General features: G+C 44.9%; 23 protein-coding genes. 9 read left to right on the top strand and 14 right to left on the bottom strand.

The window, feature by feature from the left end; translation table 11 throughout:
• The first annotated feature begins 24 nt into the window (after positions 1-24).
• The 3 genes from AC0IYG_RS25865 to AC0IYG_RS25855 all read left to right on the top strand — a co-directional run bounded on the left by AC0IYG_RS25865 (position 25) and on the right by AC0IYG_RS25855 (position 3,359).
• Complete coding sequence (locus tag AC0IYG_RS25865; RefSeq protein WP_471713981.1) at positions 25-993, top strand: glycosyltransferase family 2 protein; 969 nt, start codon at positions 25-27, stop codon at positions 991-993.
• Between the two features lie 57 nt (positions 994-1,050).
• Positions 1,051-1,662, top strand: a complete 612-nt coding sequence (locus AC0IYG_RS25860) for an inorganic pyrophosphatase (RefSeq protein ID WP_255699004.1) — start codon at positions 1,051-1,053, stop codon at positions 1,660-1,662.
• A 101-nt stretch (positions 1,663-1,763) separates the two neighbouring features.
• The gene (locus AC0IYG_RS25855) at positions 1,764-3,359 is read left to right on the top strand and encodes a peptide chain release factor 3 (RefSeq protein ID WP_471713979.1); all 1,596 of its coding nucleotides are present in this window, start codon (positions 1,764-1,766) and stop codon (positions 3,357-3,359) included.
• 72 nt (positions 3,360-3,431) lie between these two features.
• Here the strand turns inward: AC0IYG_RS25855 and AC0IYG_RS25850 are convergent, their stop codons facing one another.
• The 5 genes from AC0IYG_RS25850 to AC0IYG_RS25830 all read right to left on the bottom strand — a co-directional run bounded on the left by AC0IYG_RS25850 (position 3,432) and on the right by AC0IYG_RS25830 (position 5,657).
• Positions 3,432-3,836, bottom strand: coding sequence for a hypothetical protein (locus AC0IYG_RS25850; RefSeq protein WP_471713977.1), 405 nt, complete (start codon positions 3,834-3,836; stop codon positions 3,432-3,434).
• A gap of 68 nt (positions 3,837-3,904) precedes the next feature.
• Entirely contained in the window at positions 3,905-4,189 is a 285-nt protein-coding gene (locus AC0IYG_RS25845; protein ID WP_471713976.1) for a hypothetical protein, read from the bottom strand.
• Positions 4,161-4,649: a DUF3307 domain-containing protein gene (locus tag AC0IYG_RS25840; RefSeq protein ID WP_471713975.1), complete on the bottom strand. Its 489-nt coding sequence runs from the start codon at positions 4,647-4,649 to the stop codon at positions 4,161-4,163. Before AC0IYG_RS25840 ends, AC0IYG_RS25845 begins: the two co-directional genes overlap by 29 nt.
• Positions 4,646-5,284, bottom strand: a complete 639-nt coding sequence (locus AC0IYG_RS25835) for a hypothetical protein (RefSeq protein ID WP_471713973.1) — start codon at positions 5,282-5,284, stop codon at positions 4,646-4,648. The genes AC0IYG_RS25840 and AC0IYG_RS25835 overlap by 4 nt, the downstream gene beginning before the upstream one ends.
• 82 nt (positions 5,285-5,366) lie before the next feature.
• A complete protein-coding gene (locus AC0IYG_RS25830) occupies positions 5,367-5,657 on the bottom strand; it encodes a hypothetical protein (protein WP_471713971.1) in 291 nt (96 codons plus the stop codon).
• A gap of 80 nt (positions 5,658-5,737) precedes the next feature.
• Here AC0IYG_RS25830 and AC0IYG_RS25825 point away from each other — a divergent pair, with 80 nt between their 5' ends.
• Both AC0IYG_RS25825 and AC0IYG_RS25820 read left to right on the top strand, forming a co-directional pair.
• Positions 5,738-8,764: an amidohydrolase family protein gene (locus AC0IYG_RS25825; RefSeq protein WP_471713970.1), complete on the top strand. Its 3,027-nt coding sequence runs from the start codon at positions 5,738-5,740 to the stop codon at positions 8,762-8,764.
• Between the two features lie 26 nt (positions 8,765-8,790).
• Positions 8,791-10,116, top strand: coding sequence for an amidohydrolase family protein (locus AC0IYG_RS25820; RefSeq protein ID WP_471713968.1), 1,326 nt, complete (start codon positions 8,791-8,793; stop codon positions 10,114-10,116).
• A gap of 36 nt (positions 10,117-10,152) precedes the next feature.
• Here AC0IYG_RS25820 and AC0IYG_RS25815 read toward each other — a convergent pair whose 3' ends face one another.
• The 7 genes from AC0IYG_RS25815 to AC0IYG_RS25785 all read right to left on the bottom strand — a co-directional run bounded on the left by AC0IYG_RS25815 (position 10,153) and on the right by AC0IYG_RS25785 (position 21,097).
• Complete coding sequence (locus AC0IYG_RS25815) at positions 10,153-10,992, bottom strand: CvfB family protein (protein WP_471713967.1); 840 nt, start codon at positions 10,990-10,992, stop codon at positions 10,153-10,155.
• 48 nt (positions 10,993-11,040) lie between these two features.
• Entirely contained in the window at positions 11,041-13,446 is a 2,406-nt protein-coding gene (locus AC0IYG_RS25810) for a TonB-dependent receptor (RefSeq protein WP_471713966.1), read from the bottom strand.
• A gap of 177 nt (positions 13,447-13,623) precedes the next feature.
• Positions 13,624-14,907 carry a TolC family protein gene (locus AC0IYG_RS25805; RefSeq protein WP_471713965.1) on the bottom strand — a complete coding sequence of 428 codons (1,284 nt, stop codon included), beginning with the start codon at positions 14,905-14,907 and terminating at the stop codon, positions 13,624-13,626.
• A 78-nt stretch (positions 14,908-14,985) separates the two neighbouring features.
• Complete coding sequence (locus AC0IYG_RS25800; protein ID WP_471713963.1) at positions 14,986-18,090, bottom strand: efflux RND transporter permease subunit; 3,105 nt, start codon at positions 18,088-18,090, stop codon at positions 14,986-14,988.
• 39 nt (positions 18,091-18,129) lie between these two features.
• Positions 18,130-19,227 carry an efflux RND transporter periplasmic adaptor subunit gene (locus AC0IYG_RS25795; RefSeq protein WP_471713962.1) on the bottom strand — a complete coding sequence of 366 codons (1,098 nt, stop codon included), beginning with the start codon at positions 19,225-19,227 and terminating at the stop codon, positions 18,130-18,132.
• Positions 19,228-19,374: 147 nt separating this feature from the next.
• Positions 19,375-20,622, bottom strand: coding sequence for a chorismate-binding protein (locus AC0IYG_RS25790; protein ID WP_471713961.1), 1,248 nt, complete (start codon positions 20,620-20,622; stop codon positions 19,375-19,377).
• A 49-nt stretch (positions 20,623-20,671) separates the two neighbouring features.
• Positions 20,672-21,097 carry a hotdog fold thioesterase gene (locus AC0IYG_RS25785; RefSeq protein ID WP_471713960.1) on the bottom strand — a complete coding sequence of 142 codons (426 nt, stop codon included), beginning with the start codon at positions 21,095-21,097 and terminating at the stop codon, positions 20,672-20,674.
• 85 nt (positions 21,098-21,182) lie between these two features.
• Between AC0IYG_RS25785 and AC0IYG_RS25780 the strand changes: the two genes are divergently transcribed.
• The 4 genes from AC0IYG_RS25780 (at position 21,183) to AC0IYG_RS25765 (ending at position 24,617) form a co-directional block, all read left to right on the top strand.
• Complete coding sequence (locus tag AC0IYG_RS25780) at positions 21,183-21,827, top strand: histidine phosphatase family protein (protein WP_471713959.1); 645 nt, start codon at positions 21,183-21,185, stop codon at positions 21,825-21,827.
• A gap of 102 nt (positions 21,828-21,929) precedes the next feature.
• Entirely contained in the window at positions 21,930-22,997 is a 1,068-nt protein-coding gene (locus tag AC0IYG_RS25775) for a sensor histidine kinase (protein ID WP_471713958.1), read from the top strand.
• Between the two features lie 48 nt (positions 22,998-23,045).
• A complete protein-coding gene (locus AC0IYG_RS25770) occupies positions 23,046-23,780 on the top strand; it encodes a LytR/AlgR family response regulator transcription factor (RefSeq protein ID WP_471713956.1) in 735 nt (244 codons plus the stop codon).
• 27 nt (positions 23,781-23,807) lie between these two features.
• Positions 23,808-24,617 (top strand): DUF3298 and DUF4163 domain-containing protein, encoded by an 810-nt coding sequence (locus AC0IYG_RS25765; RefSeq protein WP_471713955.1) that lies wholly within the window; start codon positions 23,808-23,810, stop codon positions 24,615-24,617.
• Here AC0IYG_RS25765 and radC read toward each other — a convergent pair whose 3' ends face one another.
• Together radC and AC0IYG_RS25755 are read right to left on the bottom strand one after the other, a co-directional pair.
• On the bottom strand, positions 24,618-25,322 hold the full coding sequence (radC, locus tag AC0IYG_RS25760; protein ID WP_471713953.1) for a RadC family protein: 705 nt from the start codon (positions 25,320-25,322) through the stop codon (positions 24,618-24,620).
• Positions 25,323-25,383: 61 nt separating this feature from the next.
• Positions 25,384-26,691, bottom strand: a complete 1,308-nt coding sequence (locus AC0IYG_RS25755; RefSeq protein ID WP_471713951.1) for a hypothetical protein — start codon at positions 26,689-26,691, stop codon at positions 25,384-25,386.
• Positions 26,692-26,949 lie beyond the last annotated feature (258 nt).

Below are 26,949 nucleotides of genomic sequence, written 5' to 3'. Positions count from 1 at the left end.
GGGCACTGCAATTGACCGTTATTCATGACTAATTCAGCTATCCAGATTTCCGTTGTCGTTCCGCTTTACAATGAAGAAGAATCATTGCCTGAGCTCAGTGAATGGATTGCGCGGGTAATGAATGAAAATGGATTCACTTATGAGGTCCTGTTTGTGGACGACGGCAGTAAAGATCGCTCCTGGGACGTAATTACAGACATTTCAGCGCAAAATCCGAATGTACGCGGGCTCCGGTTCGTGCGTAATTATGGCAAAACAGCCGCACTACAAACTGCATTTCAGGCTGCCAAAGGCGATGTGATCATCACAATGGACGCCGATTTGCAGGATAGCCCGGACGAGATCCCCGAACTTTACAAAATGATCAAGGAAGATCGTTATGACCTTGTTTCGGGCTGGAAAAAGAAGCGTTACGATCCTATAACCAAGACAGTTCCTACCAAAATATTCAATGCTGCCACGCGCAGCATTTCGGGCGTTTCTCTGCATGACTTCAATTGCGGGCTCAAAGCATATCGCAAAGATGTCGTTAAAAACATCACGATTTACGGAGAAATGCACCGCTACATTCCGGTGATTGCCAAGTGGAATGGCTTTGCAAAAATCGGGGAGAAGGTTGTCCAGCATCGTCCCAGAAAATACGGCACCACAAAGTTTGGACTGGAACGTTTCATTTTTGGGTTTCTGGATTTGCTTTCGATTGCCTTTGTGAATAAGTTTGGGCGTAGACCCATGCATTTATTCGGCAGTCTGGGAACACTTATGTTTTTTCTAGGAACTATTATAGCTTTTTGGCTTCTTGGAAAGAAAATTTACAATATTTATCATTTGCAGCCTTACCGCAATGTAACCGAAAACCCATTGTTCTTTTTGGCATTGGTGGCAATCATGGTCGGGTCTCAATTATTTCTTGCAGGATTTCTTGGCGAATTGTTTGTGAAACAGTCAATTTCAAAAACCGGGGATTACAACATTTCTGAAAAGGTCGGATAAAACCAACACAACGTTATTTAATAAATTCATTTAAAAGTTATTACTATTACACAAATAATGATCGCCAACGTACACAAAGCACATCCCTGGCATGGAATCCCGATGGGGGATAATGCACCAAACCTTGTAACTGCATTTATTGAGATTGTTCCTACTGATACAGTTAAATACGAGATTGATAAGGCAACCGGTTATCTGATGATCGACCGGCCGCAAAAATACTCCAACATTGTTCCGGCACTTTACGGTTTTATTCCTAAAACTTACTGCTCAGAAAAGATCGCGGCGCTTGCACGCGAACGCTCTGGAAGAGACGTAACGGAAGGCGATGGTGACCCATTAGACGTTCTTGTGCTTTGCGAAAAAATCATTTCACACGGAGACATTCTTTGCACAGCGAAGCCAATCGGCGGAATCCGTTTGATCGATGGCGGCGAGGCGGATGATAAAATCATTGCCGTGTTGAAAGGTGATGAAGTTTATGGCGGTTTTTCAGACCTTAGCGAGCTTCCTGAGGGAATTGTAGAGCGTTTGAAACATTACTTCCTGACTTACAAGAACTTGCCAGGTGAGAAAGCACATATTGAAATTACGAATGTGTACGGAAGAGAAGAGGCGCATGAAGTGATCATGACTTCTGTTGAAGATTACAAGCACTCTTTTTACTGAGATCCGACTTTCGGAAAGACGTTTGAATACAATGTTATTTTCGGGCCGCTCCGGTTAGGGGCGGCCTTTGTTTATTCTTATCTTTGTGCAAATTTTTAGATATGAGTAATTTACAGGAGATAAAGAAGCGCCGCACATTCGCCATTATTAGTCACCCGGATGCGGGAAAAACAACCCTTACGGAAAAGCTCCTGCTGTTTGGAGGTGCGATTCAGACGGCTGGCGCGGTAAAATCCAATAAAATTAAGAAGACTGCCACTTCCGATTTCATGGAAATCGAGAAGCAAAGGGGAATTTCGGTTGCTACTTCCGTAATGACATTTGAATATAAAGACTTGCTGATCAACATTCTCGACACGCCCGGTCACAAGGACTTTGCAGAAGACACTTACCGCACATTAACGGCTGTGGATAGTGTAATCCTTGTTATTGACTGCGTAAAAGGCGTTGAGGAACAGACTGAACGATTGATGGAAGTTTGCCGGATGCGTAACACGCCGGTGATTGTTTTTATCAACAAACTGGACAGGGAAGGGCAGAACCCGTTTGAGCTGCTTGACGAACTGGAAACGAAACTGAGCATTCGCGTTCGCCCGCTTACGTGGCCGATTAATATGGGCGTCAATTTCAAAGGCGTTTACAGCTTGTATGAGCAAATGCTTTATTTCTTCAAAATCAATAAAACGAAGATTGAAAACGACGTTGCGAAAGTCAGTCTGGAAGATGAAAATCTGGCCAATTTGCTTGGAGAAAGGGATGCGTCGCAGCTAACCGAAGATGTGGAACTTGTGGAAGGCGTTTATGACGTGTTTTCAGAAGAGGCTTATCAAAAAGGTCAGTTAGCTCCCGTTTTCTTTGGAAGTGCGATCAATAATTTTGGCATTAAGGAGCTTTTGGACACATTCTGCGAGATTTCCCCGATCCCTCAGCCGCGGCCAACGGATGTTCGCGAAGTGTCGCCGATGGAGCCTAAGTTTACCGGTTTTGTATTTAAAATCCACGCTAACCTCGACCCGCGCCACCGCGACCGCATTGCGTTTTTACGGATCTGTTCAGGAAAGTTTGAGCGCGGAAAGTTCTATAAACATGTGAGAATGGGCAAAGATGTCCGTTTTTCTTCTCCGTTTACATTCATGGCTTCGGCTAAAAGTGTGATGGACGAAGGCTTCCCGGGAGATGTTGTGGGGCTCTATGACACCGGAAGTTTCAAAATCGGTGATACATTAACAGAAGGTGAGAACCTTCAATTTTCAGGAATTCCGAGTTTTTCACCCGAGATTTTTAAGGAATTGATCAACCTGGATCCGATGAAATCCAAGCAATTGGAAAAAGGCATTCAACAGCTTACAGACGAAGGCGTTGCGCAGCTTTTTACTTTGGATTTAGGGAATCGGAAAATTGTGGGCACCGTGGGTGAACTGCAATTTGACGTAATTCAATATCGCCTCGAACATGAATATGGTGCCAAATGTCGCTGGGTGCCGATGAACATTTCACGCGCTTGCTGGCTTACTGCGGACGAAAAGCCCGCTATGGATCAGTTTGTGCGTCTCAAAGGAAACCAGATTGCTTACGATAAGGACAGAAATCCAGTTTTCCTTGCCGAGTCTGAATGGATGATCCGGATGAACAGGGAAAATAATCCAGCTATTCATTTCCATTTTACATCAGAGTTCAAGACTGAAATGGCCATCTGATATTCAGGTTATACAAAAGTAAAAGGGTTGAAATCAAGCGATTTCAACCCTTTTTTTCTGATAAAAGAGAGCTTAGTTGTTTCTTGGGCCTCTTCCGCCTCCGCTACGATCACCTCCGCGACGGTCGCCTCCGCGAGGGTCACCACCACCGCGGCGATCTTCGAGCATTGTTTTGTATTTTTCCTGCTGTTCCACAGTCAGTAACTTGGCAACCTCATTGTTATAGGTTTCCATGGAAGCCCTCATTTGTTCGCGGTCAGCGGTTTGCGCTTCTCTTAACTCCTTCATTTTCTGCGTTCTTGCGAGGGTCAGATTATAAATTTGCTTTTGCTGATCTTCTGAGAGGCTGAGCTTTTCGGTCATCATTTTCACTTGATTTTCTGCACGCTGCTCAGGCGTCACGTCCGAATTTTGACGCTGGGCAAAAGCGGTTATGCTAAAAAATGCCATTAACATGGCCAGCATCGTTTTCTTCATGGTTACAAAGTTTAGTTACCCATGTTAGAGCAATGTTTGTCGTGAAGGTTTAATCCGCCCGGAAATTTTTAGTACAAGGTTTTGACAACCAGCGCAACTGCAATGGCACAAGTGTAGCTCATTAATGTGCCCACAAGCACATATTCCGACTTTTTGCTGATGTAAGCCGCTGAAATTTCCCCACTGGCAGATTTATCATTATAGCGCAGCAGCGACTTTGCTGCAATCAGAAACCCAATCGCCGAAAACTGGCTCACCAGCACAAATACGAAGATTAGTAACCTTTCCGACATGCCTATCCAGCGTCCGGCATTGGCCAGGTTGTCATCTGCATTCGGAGCCAAAGGCTGCAAGTTCTTCCCGCCAGGGCCTTGTTAATATGCCCACAAAAAAGGAGATCGGGGAGAGGGAAAGCAACGCGCCGGAAAGAATAGCGAGCGTTTTAGGCGTGTACAGCCATGTTTTGAAATTGTCCAGGCCAACGGGCAGTTTATTCGTAATAATCAGCGCCGTCAATGCAATGCTAATCACATGCACAACCTGATCGCCAACAAACCATGCAAGTGTTCCTTTTTTATCAAAGCTGATCTTTATAATGTCAATAATGCCGTGCACAAGGCCCAATGCAATGGCTGGAACCGGATTGGACCAATGACCGAGCAGAATGTAAGAAATGGCAATTACGAGGGCAATGTGGAGATAAAGAAACTTGGAACGAAGCGATTTTTCCTTTTTGTCAATAACCCATTTGGTGGGCTGCCAGTAAAAATCAACTAGAATGTGTGCGAGCAAAAGCTGTAAAAACTCAATCATGATTTTGTTTTTGTGTATAGTGATAAATGTTTTGGAAAGGTAGCCAGAAAATTTTCAATCGCCCACCATTTCGAGGAAGCAACCCGCTGACTGGCTGCCGGCTGGCTGATGCTAAGCTGTTCCGCGATTTGTGTAATGGTTTTTTTCTGAAGCAAGGCCAGAACAACTTCACTTTGAGAAACCGTCCAGTTCTCAATAAGCGTTTCCAGTAAATCCAATGTTGCGTTCAGCGGCTCAGACGGAACGGGCAGCGCAATGCCTATCCGAGCTTTTTGCTTTCGAATGTTATCCGCCAGCCGCCCGGACAGCCGAAATGCTTCCCCGTCCGAAGTGCCTGCGCGATCGGTAAGCTGCTCTGTTTTGCCAATCCCGATCGCAATCCGCAAGTCCGTGTTCGTTGCGTGCATGCGCATGGATGCACGTGCGAGAATGGCCGCGTGCATGGCTTCATTATAGTTTTTTAAAACACCCTGAAAGCTGTCTCCCCGATATATTTCAGGTTTAAGCGCCCAGTCAAAAGATGGATTATCTCTGAGCAAATCGATCATTTCACCTAGCCATTCTGTGGTTTTTTCACGTGGGTAGCGCGTTGAGTTAACCATATCAGCGGTGATTACGGCCTGATATCTCTTCATATGATATAAGCTTTTAGCCTTATAATCGTCAAATATAAGGTAAAAGCCTTATATTACTCATATATAAGGTTAAAACCTTATGTCATTTCACTAATAATCGTGCTAAAGCTTCCCATTCTTCTTGCAGTGACCCTTTAAAAACAGCCTCTCCTGCACGCCTGTACCAATATCCGGCATTCCAGGTGTCGCCTTCAACACGATGCAGATAAGCATGCAAACGATCATAAACAGGTGTCCCTTCTTTGCTTTGCGCAATGTTGTGCGCAGCCTCCCAATCGTCGTTTGCAGCATACCAAAGTGCCTTTAAGGGCTCAGAAATGCCTTCGGGCGGTGCGGGCAATGTGATTGATTCTTTGAATTGATTGTAATTCATCTTGAAAAGCATTAAAAATATTACTTAATAATGTAAACATAAGTATCTTGTAAATCTCTAGTGCAATCAAATACCAACATATGTTTAAACAATTATCAAGCCTGCTGACTTGTCTTACGTTCAGTGTGATTTGTCATGCGCAGGAAACGTTCCCCCAAAACGGAGCTTATGACGAACGGCCGGGACGCTATGCATTCACCAATGCAACCATTGTGGTCGATTCGAAAACGACAATCCTGAAAGGAACCATGCTCATTGAAAACGGACTGATCCATGAAGTGGGTAAGCAAGTGAAGATCCCTGCCGGAACGGTGGTGACAGATTTGAAAGAAAAATACATTTATCCATCGTTCATTGACCTGGATTCGGATTATGGGATGCCGGAAGTGAAGAGGGAAAGAAGCGGAGGCGGCAGACAGACACCACAGCTGGAATCCAATAAAAAAGGTGCATATGGCTGGAACCAGGCCATTCAACCCGAAAATGATGCGAGCCAGCTGTTCATGCCTGACGCTAAAAAAGCGGAAGAACTCAGAAAGATCGGTTTCGGAACCGTTTTGATCCACAGCCATGACGGCATTGTAAGAGGAAACGGCGCCGTGGTAACGCTTACCGACGAAGGCGCTAACAAAGCATTGCTGAAAGGAAAGGCTTCGGCTCACTTTTCATTCAGCAAAGGGTCTTCATCACAAACATATCCATCTTCCACAATGGGCATTGTGGCGCTGCTGAGGCAGAATTATTACGATGCCGATTGGTATGCCAAAACAAACAAGGCAAAGGAAATGAACTTGTCCCTGGAAGCATTTAACCAGATCAAAACCCTTCCTTCATTCTTCGAAACGAATGACAAATACAGCGTTATGCGTGCCGATAAGGTGGGCGACGAATTTGGAATACAATACATTATCAAAGGCGGCGGCGACGAATATCAGCGCCTGAAAGAAATCAAGGACACAAAAGCAACGCTGATCCTGCCTCTTCAATTTCCGGATGCATATGACGTTGCAGATCCCTGGGACGCTGATCTGGTTAGCATGGCCCAGCTGAAACATTGGGAATTGGCACCGAAGAATCCTTCGGAAGTGGCTAAGGCGCAGATCCCTTTCGCGCTGACGGCTTCAGGCAACAGAAACAAATCTGAATTCTGGAAAAACCTTAAAACGGCTGTTGAATACGGACTTTCGAAAGAGAAAGCCTTGGAAGCATTAACGACCATTCCGGCGGGCTTGATTAAAGCGGAAGGTCAGGTTGGGAGTCTGAAAAATGGATTGCTTGCCAATTTTATCATCACTTCGGGCGATCTGTTTGCCAAGGATAATGTGATCTACGAAAACTGGATCCAAGGCAAAAAATACATCCTCGCGACAATGAATGCACCCGACGTGCGCGGGACTTACACGCTTTCGCTCAACAATCAGCCCACGGGTAAATTGCAGATCACGGGCGCAGCAGACAAGCCGGAATACAAGGTGGTCGTGCGTGATTCGGTCAAAATAACGCCTAAGGTAATTCTTGCGGATAAGTTGCTTACCATGACTTATCAGCCTGATAAAAGCTTAGGGACAATTCGTCTGACTGGTTGGTTGAACGGGACAGGATTGTCGGGAGAAGGCGTTTTGCCTGATGGAACCGTTGTTCAGTGGACTGCAACTTTAACCGAAAAATATCAGCAAACTGCGGCAAAGGATTCCACCATTGCCAAAATTAAGGAGACTGGCCCCGTATATTATCCGTTCGTGGGTTTTGGAAATGAAACATTGCCTGTTGCCGAAACCGTTTTGATTAAAAATGCAACCATCTGGACCAACGAGAAAGAGGGAATCTTGCAAAATGCAGACGTAATTGTTCAGAATGGCAAGATCAGCAAAGTAGGGAAAGGGCTTTCTGCGCCTTCGGGAGCGAAAACGATTGATGGAACCGGCAAGCATTTAACAAGCGGAATCATCGACGAACACTCGCATATCGCACTTTTTACCATTAACGAAGGCGGACAGACCAGCTCGGCCGAAGTGCGGATGAGCGATGTGATTAACCCCGACGATGTGAACATTTACCGCCAGCTTGCGGGAGGCGTTACCACGTCGCATTTGTTGCATGGCTCTGCGAATTCAATCGGTGGGCAAAGCGCATTAATCAAGCTTAAATGGGGCGCCAGTCAGTCTGAAATGCTGGTTCCGGAAGTGAAAACGATCAAATTTGCGTTGGGGGAAAATGTGAAGCAATCCAACTGGGGCGACATTGTCAGAACGCGCTTTCCGCAAACGAGAATGGGTGTTGAGCAGGTTTTCTTCGACCATTTCTTGCGTGCAAAAGATTATGCAGCTTCCTGGAAGGCTTACAATGCCAATGCTAAAAAACAGGGAACGAATGCACCAAGACGCGACATTGAGCTCGACGCAATTGCTGAAATCCTGGCAAGTGAGCGCTTTATAACCTGTCACTCTTACGTGCAGTCAGAGATCAATATGCTCATGCACGTGGCCGACTCGCTGAATTTCAAGATCAATACATTCACCCACATTCTGGAAGGTTACAAGCTGGCAGACAAAATGGCAAAACGCGGCATTGGCGGCTCAACATTTGGTGACTGGTGGGCTTATAAAATGGAGGTGAAGGAAGCAATTCCTTACAATGCAGCACTCATGTATCATGAAGGCGTAACGGTTGCCATCAACTCAGATGATGCTGAAATGGCACGGAGGCTAAATCAGGAAGCGGCTAAAACAGTGGAATATGGCGGCGTCCCCGAAGCGGAAGCCTGGAAAATGGTGACGCTTAATCCTGCTAAATTGCTTCACGTTGACAATCGCTTAGGAAGTGTAAAAGCAGGAAAAGATGCGGATCTGGTGCTCTGGAATGCGCATCCGCTGTCCATATATGCGCGGCCGGAGTTTACAATGATCGAAGGCGCAATTTATTTTGACCGAAAAAAGGATGAGGAAAAGCAAAAAACAATGGCCGTTGAACGCGAAAGGCTCATTCAGCAAATGTTAGGTGACAAAGCCGAAGGCAAGCCGACGCAAAAACCACAGGCAACGCAGCCAAAAATGTGGCATTGCGAAGACATTGTAGGCGTGCACACCGAGCATGAAGCAGCGCATTAATTTCATCCAGATCTCAATTCATTGTTATGATAAAAAATAAATTCATTAAGCCGCTTGCGAGCCTGGCATTGAGCTATTTTTCGCTCATTCCGTTCAGCAATGCGCAAAATCCAGCTCCCGCAGTCGCTCAGTCAAAACTGATCGTGCTTACCGGAGCGACCATTCACACCGGCACCGGACAAGTGATTGAAAATGGTGTGATCGCATTTGACAAAGGGATTATTACCGCAATAGGCAGCTCCGGCTCAGTTACGAGCACGAATGGTGCTGAGGTGATCGATGCGAAAGGAAAACACATTTATCCCGGTATTATCTCACTGAATACAACTGTTGGTTTGCAGGAAATTGCTTCTGTGCGTGCCACGCTTGATTACAATGAAATCGGTCAGATTAACCCGCACGTAAGGGCGCTTGTGGCCTATAACACAGATTCGGAAGTGATTCCGACGCTTCGTGGCAATGGGATTTTGTTATCGCAGTCGGTGCCGCAGGGTGGCGTGATCTCGGGTTCTTCTTCCGTTTTTTATATGGATGGCTGGAACTGGGAAGATGCAGTTTTGAAGAAAGACGATGGCATCTGGATCAGCTGGCCGCCATTTCTGGCTAGCAGCTTCAATTATGACGATTTTACGGTTTCTGTTAAGAGAAATGATAAGCGCCAGGAAGTGCTTAATGTATTCCAGGCAACATTTTCGGATGCAAAAGCCTATGCAGAAACGCAGTCGCCAAATCCTGTAAACTTGCGTTTAGCGGCAATGAAACCTCTTTTTGACGGTTCGGCCAACTTGTATATTCGCGCTGAATATGGAAAAGACGTCATCGAAGCGGTAAATTTTGCAAAAGAAATGGGCGTCAAAAAAATCGTTATCGTGGGTGGCGACGAAGCTTACAAAGTCTCTGCTTTCCTGAAAGAAAACCAGATTCCGGTTATTCTGAACCCGACGCACCGCCTGCCCGGGCGTGTTGATGAGAACGTATATCTTCCTTACGAGCTGCCCGGAATGCTCCATAAGGCGGGTGTAAAAGTGGCCATCACATATGCGGATGAATGGTGGCGGACGCGTAATCTCGCTTTCCTGGCCGGGACTTCATCAGGATTTGGTAATGTTACGCCAGAAGAAGCATTGCAATTTGTCACAAAAAATGCTGCCGAAATTATCGGTGCAGACAAAGAAGTTGGCACATTAGAAAAAGGCAAGCAGGCGTCATTTCTGGTTACAACCGGCGATATGCTCGATATGCGCGGCAATGTAATCCAGATGGCGTTTATTAAAGGAGGAAAAGTGAATCTCGATGATAAGCAGAAGCGGCTTTACGAGAAATATAAAGAGAAATACGGAAAGAAGCAGTAAACAAAAATGCCGGTTTAAAGCCGGCATTTTTTATATTTAATCTTCACTAACAAGTCGAATTCCGTCATCGGCAATCTTGATCAGGCCTTGCTTATAAAGCCCACCAATTGCCTTTTTGAAGACTTTCTTACTCATTTGCAGTTTCTTGTAAATGTCCTCCGGCGAGCTGCTGTCCGAAAGGTTCATGAATCCATTCGCCTTTTTGAGCTGATCTAAAATAAGCTGTGCAGACGGTTCCACAATTTCATAACCCGATTTCTGCAGGCTTATATCCAGCTTGTTTTCCTCTCTGATCTTCTTCACATAACCTTTCAGCGAGTCACCGACATTGATTTCGCGAAACACTTCATTGGCATAAATAAGCCCTTTATGATATTGATTCACAATCGCATTATAGCCGAGGTCTGTCTTGGCGTAGATTAGCAAATCCACTTGGTCACCCTCGGCAACAGTAAGACGCTCATTTTCCAGAAAGCGGTCAATTTTTGTTGAAGCGATCAGGCGGGAAGATTTTTGATCCAGATAAAGAAAAACCACATGCCATTCGCCAACCTGCATAGGCGTGCTCTGCTCGCGGAAAGGAACAAAAAGGTCTTTTATCAATCCCCAATCCATAAAAGCGCCGTGCTCCGTAACATCCGTCACTTCCAGAAATGCGAATTCGTTGCGGATAATTTTCGGAGTTTCTGTCGTTGCAACAGGCCTGTCCTCGGAATCAAGGTAAACAAACACCTTAATGGTGTCGTCAATCTGCATTTCGTCTGTCAGATATTGATTAGGCAAAAGCACTTCTTCGCCTTCGACATCGCTCAAAAACATGCCGACACTCGTCAGGCGCTGAATGGTGAGGTGATTATATTTTCCTATAAAAAGCATTCGCTATTGTACAAAGTTTGCGCAAATGTAACGTTTTCGGCCGTAGAATCAGTCTTCGTCCTCGCCGCCGCCTTTGTTATCCATGTTTTGTTTTTCTTTCGAACGGTTCAGACGATAGGCAAAAGTCACCAGAAACTGTCTTGCCCGCCATTGAAACTCGGATCGCGAGTAGTAACCCGCATTTTCAACAATGCTGCGCCTTTTTTGAGAGTTCAGTAAGTCACGAACGCTCGCAGTTACTGTTGCGCGTCCTTTCATAATGTCTTTCGAAAGTCCCAGATCGATGAAATAAATGGAAAGATCTCTTCCCTGCGTCGTTCTTCTCGGCGCACGATAATTGAATGAAGATTGAAAATCAACGGATTTAAACAGCGTTAATCGGGAAGAAAGGCGGCTTGTCCAGGAATAAGTGTCACTTTTTAAAACCTTATCATTGTAAAAACCCTCATTAATAGCGCGGAATATGTTGGCATTGGCGGTAAGTTTCCACCAGGGCGCCGGGTCATAAGTCAGGTTAAATTCAAAACCATAGGAATCTCCGGTTGAAAGGTTGACGGGCGTTATCGTCGTAAAACCGGTCGAGTCCACGGACGTGATATTTTCAACCACACCCAGGCGGTGACGATAATAAATGCTTGAAAGGAGAGAACCTTTTGGCATATTCAGCAAATGTCCCGCTTCAAATGAATGCGTAAATTCAGGGTTAAGCAAGGGATTTCCGGCTCGGAAAACGCGAGAGTCGCTAAAATTAGAGAAGGGAAGCAGATCGCGAAAATTGGGTCGGCTCAGGCGATAACTGTAACTCAGCTGGACCGTTTGCATGTCCTTCAATTTATAGGACATGTGAACGCTTGGAAACAGGTTGAAATAACCGCGGTGATTGCTCTGATTCGTCTTTTTCAGCTCGGTTGTAATGTCCGAATATTCGCCTCGCAAACCCGCCTGCAAGAAAACTTTTCCGAACTGATTGCTGGCCATCACATATGCTGCGTGTATTTTTTCGTCGTACGCAAACCGGTTATCATATTGATCCAGAATGCGCCAGTCGCCCTGCTCATCCTGCTGATGCACTGAGAAATCATTATCCAGTAACCGGATTGAACTTTTGAGTCCGGCCTCCACTTTTCCATCCTTTCCAATGGGTTGAATGTAATCGAGCTGCGCCAGGAAAGTCTTTTCATCCTCTGTATTGAATGATCTTTGGAAAATTCCGGTCGTGTTAATGTTGGAAAACTCACGGAATTTGGCAGATTCCGTTTCATCGCTGATAATATATTTACCATTAAAAGTCAGGCTCTGGCCTTTTTTGTCAAACTTCTTCTCATAATTCAATGCGCCTTCCAAATTGATCCGTGGTTCGGTTTCGCGTTCGGTCCTGGTGACGGTTTGCGTAAGCACATTGTTCAAATCAAAATCCCTGTATTGCAACTCTGAATTGTTGTTATTCATGGAGTTACGATAAGAAAGCGTTGCAGTGATCGTGTTATTATTATTTAAAAAATAATCCAGTCCCACCATGAAATTATTCGAACGGCCAGTCCTGTTTCTTGAACTGTTTTGCTCGTAAACAAAGCTCGTATCAGCACTTGTATAGGCCTGCCGGGAGTTGCCGCGGCCCGGCCCTTCGCGATAGATCAATCCGTAATTGGCGATCAGGTTTACTTTCTTTCTTCTGTAATTCAAATTAAATGATCCTCCAAAATTGGCAGGATAACCGGCAGTTGCCGTAAAAGAGCCATTTAATCCATATCGGACATTTTTCTTCATGACAATGTTCAGGATCACGACTTCACCTTCCGCATCGTAGCGTGAAGACGGATTTGTAATGATCTCAATGCTCTCGATAAGGTCACCCGGAATTTGCCTTAATGCTTCCGCAGGGTTCAAACCCACCATTCCGGATTGTTTTCCGTCAATCAGAATGCGCACATTCTGACTTCCGCGCAGGGCAACATTTCCTTCCACATCGACCGTCACGGATGGCATATTATTTAAAATGTCAGACGCATTACTTCCGATATTGCTTAGGTCTTTGCCTACATTAAAAACACGCTTGTCCAGTTGCAGCTCCATCTGGCTTTTTTCACCTGTTACGACAACTTCTTCCAACACTTTTGCATTGGGTTTTAGCAAAATTATTCCCAGGTCAAGATCCTGGCTTGCAACATTGACATTGGGGACAATCTTCTCATCCAAAGTGAGATACGTGATTTTGAGAAAATAGTTACCCGCAGCCGCAGGGATCTCGAAGAAGCCTTTGTCATCCGATGCAATGCCGCCGGTGAGCGTCGAATCTTTAGCCGAATACAAGGCAACATTGGCAAACAGAACAGGGTTTTTATCACCATCTTCCAGCTTACCCTTGATAGAAACCGTTTCCGCAGGTTCTTCCTGAGCATAGACGCGGCACGTTGTCAGCAGGGCAATGAGCATGTAAGGAAGAAGATTTTTCATAAGGTGAGTTGAAGGAAGTAAGACTGTTAGATCAAAAAGTCAGGCAATGGTTTAATCACTTTTTAATCTTATTCCTCCAACAGGAAAAACCTATGCCAGAAACGGCAGGTTAGCAGCAAAAGAAAACGGGCTGACTTTGTTGAAAGTCAGCCCGTTGCAATGTAAAATCTTGAATGCTTACTGTAATGTGTTGCTTAGTCTTTTCAGCTCAATTTCTGCTGCTTTGGCGGCGTAGTTGAGGTTGATCATCCGGTAACCGGCATCTTCAAAGCTGCGTTGCGCCTCGCGCACGTCGATAATGGTGGCCTGAATGAGTTCGAAGCGCTGCAATGTTAGCGATAACAATTGACGGCTCAGATCATAATTCTGTTTTTGCGTTTCGAGCTGTTGCAGCGAGCTCAAATAAGTCTGATACATTTTCACAGCTCCCGCGTTATAATCGCGGACAATCGTGCTGCGCTGTAATTTGGCGCTTGAAGTGTTGATCTCAGCAACTTGCTGCTGCCTTTTGAAAGCCGAGCCATTGTAAATCGGAATGGCAAGGGAAATTCCAGCATTAGGCCCTACGGCTCGGTTAAGCAAGGTGAAACCAGCCGCATTCTGGTTTCTTGAATAATTGTAAGCCGTATTGAAGCGAACAGTCGGATAGCGCAGCGCGGCTGTTTCCTTGACGATCAACTCATTGATTTTAATTTGCAGATCCGCAGCTTTCACATCAGCATTTGTTGTAATGCGGTCCAGAATGGCGTCCAGGTTCATGTTATTATCCACCATAATGGTGTCCTTAATGGTCACCGCCACTTTTGGATCTAATGTCAAAATGCGCAAAAGCTCTGTCTTGGCGACCTGTGCGATCATTTGCTGATCCAACAGCGTTTGATTCAATGTGTTAAGGTCAATTTGCGCCTGGAAAATATCCGCGTTATTCGCCATTCCAGCCTGCTGACGCACTTTTAAAATTTCAAGACGTTTCTCGGATGCCTGAATTGAAGTCCTTACCGTGTTCACATAACTCAATTGTCTCACGACATCATAATAACTCGTCATCACAAGCGCGATCGTATTTTGAATCTGCGAATTCAGCAGTTCTGCACTTTGATTTTGTAATTCAGCAAGTCGTTTTTTTGTTGAAACAACCCTTTTTCCATTGTATAAAAGAATGCCGACATTCAAGCTTGCCTGGGTGTTGTTACCAGCAGCCGCATTCCTACTGATTTCAGTTCCATCGGTCAGCTTCTGATTGATTTGCGTGATTTGCTCCGTGTTGGAAGCTGCGGCAGTCACCAGTGGCAAGCCGCCTGCGACGCCGTAATGGTTCAGCAGCGTATTGGCTTCAACATTGTTTTTTGCAATCTCAATCTCATAACTGTTTTTGAGCGCAAGGGCAATGGCCTCATCCAGCGTGATCGTAAGGCTGTCGGCAGGCATTGAAAACGCGTTGCCGGCCGCCAGCAAAAGCAATATCAGTATGTTTTTTTTACACTTCAAAATCAGGAGTGGGTTCATGCAACGTCAATGATTGATTTAAAAATTATCCGTTTAGGCGGGGTTATGCTGAACAGCAAGCTCTTCTGCCATCTTTTGTTCTTCTGTCATTTTATGCTTTTTAGGCGAAATGAATGTGTAGACAGCTGGAATTACAAACAAAGTCAGGATCAGTGAGAACATCAGACCGCCCACGATTACAACGCCCAGCGGAACGCGGCTGGTGGCAGCAGCACCAAGGCTTAGCGCAATCGGTAATGCACCAAATGCAGTCGCAAGGCTGGTCATCAAAATCGGCCTTAAACGCTGTGTTGCGGATTCTATCGCAGCTGCCGTTCTGCCCATTCCCTGTTCTCGTTTCTGGTTTGCAAATTCCACGATCAAAATCCCGTTTTTGGTCACCAGTCCAATCAGCATGATCATCCCGATCTGGGAGAAAATGTTGATCGTTAAACCAAAAAGATAAAGGCTCAAAAGTGCTCCTGCCAACGCAAGCGGCACGGTGATCATGATAATAAATGGATCTGTAAAACTTTCAAACTGACCCGCTAACACCAGATATACAAGCAATAATGCCAATCCGAATGCGAAGCTAGTATTGGACGAGCTTTCCTCAAAGTCACGCGACGAGCCTACCAATGATGTCTGGAATGATTCGTCGAGCAATTTGGCAGCGATCCTGCGCATGGCTGCAACGCCATCGCCGATCGTTTTTCCTTCAACCAGCGACGCAGAAACAGTTGCGCTTTTGTAACGATTATAGTGATAAATTGTAGGTGGACCGCTTTCTTCGCGCATTTGCACAACGGCCGTCAGCGGAATGTTTTCGCCCCGGTTGTTGCGGACATATAGTTTCGAAATGTCAGCAGGCTTGTTACGCTCAGTGCGCTCCACTTGCCCAATTACCTGATATTGCTGCCCGTTCATGATGAAATAAGCAAGGCGTCTTCCGCTGAATGCAGACTGAATCGCGCCCGCAACGTCGGTGGTCGACAAGCCAAGATCCCTTGCTTTCAGCCTATCAATGGTCAGGCGAATTTCAGGTTTGTTAAATTTCAAGTTCACATCCACATTCTGGAATGTCGGATCCTGACGCGCTTCTTCAAGAAACTTAGGCAGCACATCGAAGATTTTATTGAAATCAAGATTTTGCAAGACAAACTGAACGGGTAATCCGCCTCTTGAACCCTGTCCAACGGCAATGGTTTGTTCCTGAGTTGCAAAGATCCGGGCATCATTAAATCGCGCCAGTTTTTTGTTAATCTCTTGTGCAAGATCATTCTGACTCTTTTTCCGCTCACCGGCATCAACGAGCCCGATACGCGCCGTGCCGCTGTTTACACCCCCGCCACCGAAACCAGGCGTTGCTGAGAATGTAAATGCTTTTTCAGGAATCGAATCATTAAGGAAGTTTGATAATTGATCCGATATGGTCTGCATTTGGTTAAAGCTCGTGCCTTCGGGGGCTGAAAGGTTGAAACGAATGCTGTTTCTGTCTTCCATTGGTGCAAGCTCACTTTGTAGATTTGTATAAGTAAACCAAATGAGCACGCCGCATGCTGCAACCAGCACCCAGGCAACCCATCGCGCTTTCATAAATCCGCGCAACGAACGGTTATAGCCATCTTCCATCCCGGTAAAGAATGGTTCGGTTTTGTTGTAGAACCAGCCATGACCAGCTTTTTTGCGATTAAGGAACACGTTAAGAACCGGTGTGATCGTCAGCGAAACAAATGCTGAGATAAGAACTGCGGAAGCAACGACGATACCAAATTCCCGGAAAAGACTTCCTACAAAACCTTCCAGAAAGATTACGGGAAGAAAAACAACGGCAAGTGTAAGCGACGTAGAAATAACAGCAAAAAAGATCTCGCGACTTCCTTCCAATGCAGCCTGCCTGATCGGAAGGCCACTTTCAAGTTTTCGGAAAATATTTTCCGTGACCACAATCCCATCATCGACCACAAGTCCGGTTGCCAATACAATGCCTAGAAGTGTTAATATATTGATTGAAAACCCAAACAAATACATAATAAAGAACGTCGCGACAAGGGAAATCGGAATGTCGATAAGCGGGCGAATGGCGACGACGAAGCTTCGGAAAAAGAACAGGATCACAATTACAACGAGGGCGAACGCAATCAGCAGCGTTTCTTCCACTTCCAGGATCGAGCGGCGGACAAGTGTCGTATTGTCCAGCAGGACGTTGAATGTAATGTCTGATTTATTTGATTTCTGGATCTCAGCCAATCGCTTGTTGAACTCGTCGGAGATTTGAACATAATTCGCTCCGGGCTGCGGGATAACGGCAAGTCCTACGGCATACATTCCGTTGTATTTCCAGCTTTGTTCCTCATTTTCAGGACCTAGCTCCACTTTGGCAACATTAGCCAGACGGACAATTCCAGCCGTGTCATTTCGGATAACCAGGTCACTGAATTCTTTTTCACTTGTGAGGCGGCCCATCGTGCGGATGGTTAGCTCCGTGTTATCGCCATAAATCTTACCGGCGGGCAGCTCTACGTTTTCTGCACTTAATGTGTTGGAAATATCATTGAAAGAAATGCCATAAGCGCTCATTTTGTCCGAGTCTAGCCAAATGCGCATGGCATATCTTTTTTGACCAAAAATGTTGATTGCACTTACGCCGTCAATGGTCTGGAGACTTTGCTGCAAGACATTTTCAGCATATTCACTAAGCTCCAATAATCCTTTGGAAGGACTTTGAACGGCTAGCAAGAGGATGAAATCACTGTTTGCATCGGCCTTGCTCACAACCGGCGGCGCATCCACATCCTGCGGAAGATTCCGTTGCGCCTGGCTCACTTTATCGCGAACATCATTGGCAGCGCCTTCGAGATCGGCTTCGAGGTTAAATTCAACCGTAATGTTACTTGAACCGATCTGGCTGGAAGAGCTGATACTTTTGATCCCCGGAATACCATTAATGCTCTTTTCAAGCGGCTCAGTGATCTGACTTTCAATGATATCGGCGTTTGCACCGGTGTAACTTGTGCGCACATTGACTACGGGCGGGTCAATGGCGGGATAATCGCGGAGCGAAAGAAAGTTGTAACCTACGACACCAAACAGGATGATGAGCAGGTTCATGACGACGGCCAAAACGGGCCGCTTCAGAGATAATTCGGAAATATTCATAGAACAGGTTTCAAAGGAATAGTCATTCTAAACTCCAACTTACATAGCAACTTTCACGCTTTTTACGCTTCTCACTTTCACAGGAGCATCAGGACGGGCAAATAACACACCCGAAACGACCACAGTATCGCCAACATTCAGACCACTCGTCACTTCCACCACATCTTCGCGTCTGTCTCCGGTTTCAACAGTCACAAAAACGGCTTTTCCACCTTTAACGGTTACTGCCTTTTTACCTTGTGCTTCGGGAATAATGGAGTTTGTGGGGATCAGGATACTGTTTTTATTTGAACTGGCATTTAAATATACTTTGGCAAATGAACCAGGGCTGGTTTTACCTGAATTCAGCACGGCGCGAACTGTAATGTTCCGTGTTGCCTGGTTAACCTGCGGCTCGATGGCGATAATGCGGGCAGTTTCGCGCTTGCCTGCATTTTGGTCCAGCAGCACTTCTACATTAGCACCTTTGGCAATGTATTTTTGATAAGTTTCCGGAATTGTGAAGTCAATCCGGAGGTTGGAGAGCTGCTGCATGGTGGCAATCACATTGGTAGGCGAAATGTAAGAGCCCTCACTCACTTTTCTTAGGCCAATAACGCCTGTAAAGGGAGCGCGAACAACGGTTTTATCAATTAGCGCCTGCGTGTAAGCCATGTCCGCCTTTAATGTGTTGACCGAATTAATCGAAACATCATAATCAGCCTGATTAATGCCATTTACAGCAACCAATTGTTTGAGTCTGTTCTCTGTCGTAATGGCAAGATCCAGCTGAACCTTTGTTCTGTTAAGCTGTGCTTGTAAATCCGCATCGTTAATGCGGGCAATTACAGTGCCTTTGGTTACGGTTTGACCTTCCGGAACATTCAGGTAAGTTAATAGTCCGCTTACTTCCGGCCTCAATTCGGCAAATTCGTTGGCAACAATAGTCCCGTTGACTTCGACTTTATCACTTACTTTTTCTGACTTAGCGATGATCACATCCACAACGGTTGGACCACCGCCTCCCTTTTGCTGGAAGGTGTCTTTCTTTTCTTTGCAGGAAAAAGTGGTGAGGAGCGTGCCCGAGAGGAGGAAAATAGAAAGGGTTTTATGCAGGTTCGGTATTTTGGTAAATACAGAAATCGTGTTTGAATTCATAAAATTTAATATTCCTGGTCGTAAAAGGTTTAGGGGTCGTTAGATATATTATATAAACTCCGGGCTGTTTTCCAAAATTATATATTAATCTAAAACCTATTGGACTTTTTTCTACTATAAAAGTTTAAAACCAGAAAATATATTTTTTTAGAACTCTTGGGCAATCACTTTTAATAAGGTGTCACATTTCATTTCCGTTTCTTCCCATTCACGTTCGGGAATAGAATCTTCGGTGATTCCTGCTCCGGCAAAAAAAGTAGCCGTTCCTTCTTTAAATCTGACGGTTCTCAGGTTTACAAACAGATTTGTATCGCCACCAACCTGCGCAGGCCCCAGGAAGCCGCTGTAAAATGAGCGGTCATAACCTTCGATTTCTGACAAAAATTTTAAACTTGGAATCTTCGGAACCCCGCAAACGGCAGAAGTTGGATGCAATAATTTGAGCATTACGGAAGCCAATTCTGGGAAATTCAGTGCGACGGCATCGACTTCGAAATCGGTGCGCAAATGATATAAATTGCCAGCTAGAACAGTTTTAGGGCCGGTTTCAGTGTATTCCCGTAAACGGATTTTCTTGAAACATTCTACAATGTATCGGCTTACCAATGCTTGTTCCTCAATTTCCTTTTCACCCCAGCGGATATCGAATTTTGGAATGAGCTCGCCTGCTTCGTTTCGCGCATTTTGCGTTCCGGCCAATGACATTGTTTTAAAAACACCTGCCGAATCCTGCCTTACAAGCGCCTCAGGACTCGCGCCAAGCCACATTTCGTTGCATTCGGGCAGATTTACCAATGAAACAAATGCATGCGGATATACTTTTGAAAGTTTGCAAAAAGCCTGAGCCGGCTGGAAATTTTCAGCGTATGCCAGATCTTTTGTTCTGGATAAAACGACTTTTTTAAACTGATTCTGGCGAATCGCAGAAATTGCAAGCTCAACGGTTCGCTGAAAACGCAATTTTGCATTCATATCAGGCAATGCCGGAATCAGCAAAGGATTTTCGGGGCTGTCCAAATGGGTTTCCGCTTCATTCGCACCCGCCAATTGTACAAGGCGCGCGACTTCCGGATGCTCTTCGCCGAGTTTATTTTCTACACGCTTAATTTGATTATCGTCCGAAAATGTAATGATGATATCACCTTCCAGAAACAGCACTTCTTCATCCGTTTCCCAATGAAAATTGCTCATTACAAAACCTGGCGAAAGTTTTTCAAGCTCAGGCTGGCATTTTTTGACTCCATCCTGAATGGAGATCAGCAGCTGAATTTCATTTTTGTGTGGTAAACGCCATAGCGCCGACGGAAAGCCCAATTGTCTGGATGCGTTCCAAAGCGCTTCAATCTGTAATCCCTCAAATATGGAAGTTTCGGTTCCGGTTTGTGTTGAAAGCATTTATATTGATACTAAAAGATTCTTAATCTCACTTTTCCGCAAATTAAGGTCAACGGTCCGCATTCACAATAGCCACTGTCAGCCTGCTTATACACACCAGTTTACCCGCTTCATTCTTAATCTGAATATCCCAAATGTGCGTTGTCCGTCCCAAATGAATGGATCTCACCGTTCCATAGACAAAACCTTCCTTAACCGAACGAACGTGATTGGCATTGATTTCCAAACCAACTGCATGCTGCTTTTCCGGATCCGGCAAACATAAAAACGATGCAATGCTGCCCAATGTTTCAGCCAGGACCACCGATGCGCCGCCATGTAAAATCCCGAACGGCTGATGTGTCCGCTTGTCGACTGGCATTCTTGCAGTTATATAATCCGTCCCAATTTCAGTAAATTCTATTCCCAGATGATGTGCGATTGTGTTTTGGCCAAAAGACTGAACCGCATCAAGCGTGATTGTTCTAGTAAACATATATAAAAAATGTATAAATTTGTATCAGCTATAATGGCCGGAAACAAGGTATTTGCAAAATTAATATTTAAATTATCCTATTATCTTGAAAAGAAAGTCTATCTATCTTATTCGCCACGGTGAAACGGATTTTAATCGCAGGGGAGTTGTTCAGGGAAGTGGTGTGGATTCCTTGCTGAATGAATGGGGTGAAGCCCAGGCAGCTGCATTCTTTAATGCTTATCAACATGTTCCTTTTGATAAAATATATACTTCTAATTTAAAACGAACACAGCAAACTGTTCGCGGGTTCATCAAGTTGGGCATCCCTCATGAAAGCTATGCGGGGCTCAATGAAATTTCCTGGGGAAACCGCGAAGGACGTGAGCCAAACACGGGTGATAACAATTATTATCGTGAATTAGTAACGGCCTGGAAAAACGGACACGTCGAGCTTGCAGCCGAAGAAGGTGAAAGTCCCGAACAAGTTCGTGCACGCCAAATCCCTGTTATAGAGACGATTCTGTCAAGACCGCACGAAAGAAATATTCTTATTGCCATGCACGGCCGCGCTATGCGGGTGCTGCTGACTACGCTTTTTGATCAGCCTTTGGTAAAAATGGATGACTACGAACACAGCAATTTGTGTTTATATAAAATCAATTATTCCTACGAAACAGGTAAATTTGAGTTGGAGGTTTCCAACGACATTACACATTTGTTATCTCTGGAAATACCCCAAACTTTGTAAAAACCGCTCGTGTAGATTCATCTCCTTTGGTGTATTTATAAGCACAAGTGGAGGGAGCGTCAATACATTTGCCGGAGTACAAACAGCACAACGGAGATCTTCATGTCCAAAAAACGTACTTATTGGACGCTACAAATACTGGGCTGGACCTTACTTATCATGTTTGAGTACGTTCCTTATGCCCTTGAATTCGGTTTTGAAGCCAGCGTATTTTACACAGCATTAGCCAATATCCTTCTCGTTATCTGTCTCACCCATGTTTACAGGCTGGTGATTCAAAAATGGAATTGGTCATCATTGCCTGTTCCCAGGCTTGCAATGCGCGTTATCGGATCCGTTTTATTATTAGGCCTGATCATGACGCTGGTTAATCAGCCGATGGACCGCAAGGTTTTGGAACAAAATTTACTGAATCAGCCATTGGTTTTCTGGGGTTATTATGCCAACTGGTGTAAAAACCTGCTTGCCTGGATCCTGTCTTACACTGTTTACCATTATATCGAACAAAACAGGTTGGTGGGTTATGAAAAGATTATGCTGAAAATGTCGATGCGGGAAGCGGAGGCAAAGGTTTTGCGTTCTCAGCTCAATCCACACTTTACTTTTAATGCATTAAACAGCATTCGCGCACTGGTTTTCGAAGATCCTAAAAAAGCGCAGCTCAGCATTACGCAGTTATCCAACATTTTAAGAAATTCATTGCTTGCAGACCGAAGAAAAACGGTTGATCTGCAAGAAGAGCTCAGGACTGTTGAGGACTATCTAGAATTGGAAAAAGTGCGCTACGAAGACCGTTTGCGTTATTCCATAACCACAGATCCGCAAGCGATTTACTGGCAGGTGCCACCAATGATGCTGCAAACTTTGGTTGAAAACGGCATTAAGCACGGTGTTTCCAAAGAAATGGGCGGTGGCTTTATTGATGTGAAATCCGAAGTTGCCAATGAACTGCTGATCATTACCATATTGAATTCAGGAAATCTAGGAAACACGGATTCGGGTGGAGTGGGATTAAAAAACACAGCCGAGCGGCTTTCCATATTATATGGTAAAGCAGCAGCGTTCCGAATTTTTCAGGAGAAACCGGATGTGGTTTGCTCAGAAGTAAGAATCCCCATGTTGTCGGAAGGCGTGATGATGGTAGGCGAGGAGACGGGCAAGGTTGATTGACAGGCATTTATCAATTTTTAACATTATTTTATTCCTAACTTATCTGCTATGAGGACCCTGATTGTCGATGACGAACGCCTTGCAAGAAATGAATTGAAACGATTGTTGGAGCCCTACACGAAAATCGACATTGTAGGTGAGGCTGCGAATGCTGAAGAGGCGCTGGTTATGATCGAAGAGTTACAGCCGGAACTGCTTTTTTTAGACATTCAGATGCCGGGTAAAAATGGTTTTGAGTTGCTCTCATCCATTGAAGGGAAAAGTCCGGAGGTGATTTTTACAACCGCTTATGACGAATATGCGATCAAGGCTTTTGAATATAATGCGCTGGATTATTTGCTCAAACCCATTGATACAGAGCGTTTAAAGGAAACCATTCACAGAATTGAAGAAAACCAGGCACAACCCGAAACGGCTGCTCACGCACATGAGCGCGTTGAGAAAGTTTTGGGTGAAAATGATCAGGTTTTTGTAAAGGATGGAGAAAAGTGCTGGTTTGTAAAATTGGGCAAAATCAGGCTTTTTGAATCAATGGGTAACTATGTGCGCCTGCACTTTGATGACCAGAAACCGTTGGTTTTGAAATCGCTGAACAACCTCGAAGAGCGTTTGGAACCGAACACATATTTTCGTGCAAATCGCAAGCATATTATTAATTTGCATTGGATCGAAAAAATTGAGCCATGGTTTAGCGGCGGATTGCTGGTAACCCTGCAAGGTGGCGACAAAATCGAAATTTCCCGTCGTCAGGCCATCCGCTTTAAAGAGCTTATGAGTTTGTAAGCTTATTTCACTCGATCTCAACGTCATATGCGCTTAACTGGAATTTGCCTGTCCTTATTTGCTGTTCTTTTTATTGTTTCCTGCAACCGGTCCGCTGAGCAGGGCGGTTCACAAAAAAATATCCTGAGCGGAGCAGCGCGCCAAATTGCGTTCGGCGGCTGTGACACCGTTAAAAATCAAGGCATTTCGATCCGCCTCAACCTTTGGGAGCCAGCGGATTCTGGCAAAGTAGGAGCGTCAATCAGAAATATCCTGACCGCTAAATCCATCCAAAGAATTAACTCTTACGGCGATTCTGCCAGCATTGCTGCAAATCCCGGGGCAAACAGGAGCGTTAAGGATGCTTTTGAAGTTTTTGAAAAGAATTACAACGACTTCAAAAAGGATTTCCCAGACGCCCCCGGTTGCTGGGAAGTGGAGTTAAAAGGTGACACTGTGTTTTCAACGCCAAAAGTGCTTTTTTATCAATTAGATCATTATGCGTTCACCGGTGGTGCACATCCCAATAGTTTCCGCTCTTACCACGCCTTTGACCTGAAAACCGGTGAAGAGCTGCCGTTCAAAAGCTTTGTTTCTGATTCAGTTGCATTAAAAAATTTAGTAGAAAAATATTTCAGAAAAACAGAAAAGCTCGGCACGGATGTAAACCTCGAAGAAGAGGGTTATTTTTTGCTGAACAATCAATTTGCGATTCCTGCCAATTGGGTTTTTACGCCAAAAGGCGCATTCTTCTACTATAACCCTTACGAAATTGCGGCATATGCGCGGGGTGCAATCCAGTTTACAATTCCTTATGCTGAGCTGAAAGGTATCATCGACAGAGAAAAGATTTTCTGATCACATTTCGCCTTCATCTTTATAGCTGTAATAGCCGTTATCGGTGAAAATCATATGATCCAAAACAGGCATGTCAAGCAATTGGCCTGCCTCTTTTATTTGGCGGGTAAGTTGCGAATCGGCTGCACTTGGCAAAAGCTGTCCCGAAGGATGGTTATGGACAAGGATCACGGAACTGGCCAGATTGTCAATTGCAAGTTTGAAAATCACTTTAATGTCCGCAACTGTGCCTGAAATGCCACCAATGCTTATTTGAAGCGTTTGCATTACATCATTTGCGCGATTGAGCAGCAATATCCAGAATTCCTCATTCGGTTTATCAAGCAGATATTGCTTCATTTCTTCATATACGGACTTTGAATCCGTGATCTTTCGCTTTTGCTTTTCAACAATGTCATCGCGTCTTCTTCCAAGTTCCAGCGCTGCAAGAATGGTTATCGCCTTTGCTTCACCGATCCCGGGATGTTTTTTAAGATCGTTCACACTCACGCGCGCCAGCTTGTTAATGTTGTTCCCGACGGTTTTCATGATAATTTTTGCCAGATCAACGGCGGACATTTCTGTCGTTCCTGAACCGATTAAGATGGCGATCAGCTCTGCATCGGACAATGCTGTCCGGCCTTTCAGCCTAAATTTTTCGCGCGGCCTGTCTTCCTCAGACCATGCCAGGATTTTTCTGGGGTTCTCGTATCCATTCTTTGTCATAGCGGTATTTTAAACAGATTAAAATACTTTGACGCAGAAATTCAAAAAGGTAACGCAGCCATTATTGACCAAGTCGCGTCAGCGCAGCACGGGCTTTGTTATCAATGCTGTTTTTATACTCGTGTTTTTTGAAAGACATTGCTTTTTTGAAGAAGCTGATTGCCTTAGCATTATCTTTCGCTTCCAACGAAATGTAGCCTAATTGCAGCGCAGACGCAGCTCCGAACCCGGCGGCTTCATTTTGTGCCAAAGCAAGCGCGCGGTTATAGTAGGGAGTCGAGCGCTCGTTTTGCACTGATTTTTGCAGGATTCTGGCCTTACGATAATTGAACTCGGCTTTTTCTTCGGTAGATATAAATGATTTTTCGGTCACGGTTTCCATCAGTGACAATGCTGTTTTCAGGTAGCCGCCATCTGTTGCATAGCGCGCCTTGTAAAGCAATTTTTGCTGGGGGGGTATTTTCCCAGACAGAAATTCAGCTGCGATCCGCTCGGCAAACTGGTCGGCTTCAATAATGGTGCTGCCGGAAATCTTCACTTTTTTGATGTAAATGTCTGCATCGGCATCTTTATTCGCCAGCCAGTTGCACATGAACAGTTTAAGATAACTGTCTTTGATATAATTAAAGCCCGTATAATGTTTTAGAAAAGAGAGATAATGTGAGTTGGCTTGGCTATACTGGCCTTTTTGCAAATTGATTTCGCCTTTCAAATATTCAAGAAAAGGGAAGGCAATGTAAGAAGGGCCGAAAGGAGCCTCATTGACATAAAATTCTGCCTCATCGCTTTTTCCTTCTTTCATCAAAACGGTCGTAGCAAAAAAATGTAAGAGTAAATTATCAGGCTGTTCTTTGGGCCATTGTCTGATCCTTTGCTGCTGAGCAGTCGAAAGTTGTAAAGTGTAGGCATGTAATAACAAGTCGATCAACTCAGCCTCTTGTTTGAAAAAGGGTGCTTCTTTCGCTGCAAGCCGCAACTCATCAATGCCGTTTTGAATGTTGCCTTTCAAGCCCAGCATGCGCGCCACCCAGCCATAGTTTTCGGGTATGGAGCCGATCAGGACATGCAGAAGTCCCAGCGATTTCAATGTCGGAGCGAATTCTGGAAAGCGTTTTCTATTCTCTTCCAAAAGTTTATACGCTTTAATAATCTCCCACGAGCCGCTCACCTCGTTGCCAAATTTAAGTTTTGCAAATGCCCAGTGCATCCGGATTTCGGCCTGGAAAAAACGCTTGTAAGGGGAATTGTCGGGAAGCTTGCCAATGGCATCTAGTCTCGGCGTTTCCTGTTGCGAAAGCAGTTTGTAAGCCTTTTTATCCTCTGAAATCAGCAGATAATGCAGGTCCGCGTAATTATCAAGATAGGGCACAAATGCATTATTGTTTTGCGCATTCCGTTCCGAATCGATCAGCGCGCGCGCGGTGGGCAGGCGGAGTTTTTGAATCTCGAAATATGCCTTTTGTAGTTTCGGGAAAAGTTAACTCCATAATTCAGATCTTCACTTTTTGCGGAAAAGGTGAAGAGTAAAAGCATAATCAGCAATCCCGTTTGAATATTTCCGGATGGGCTAAATAGCTGCTTATTAGGAGGTTGATTCATTGCTGGCACATAAAAAAAGGTTGCCTTT

It is taken from the genome of Dyadobacter sp. AC419 (genome assembly GCF_979253085.1).
Note: the sequence above shows the minus strand (reverse complement) of the source record. Positions and strands in the feature narration are given on the sequence as shown.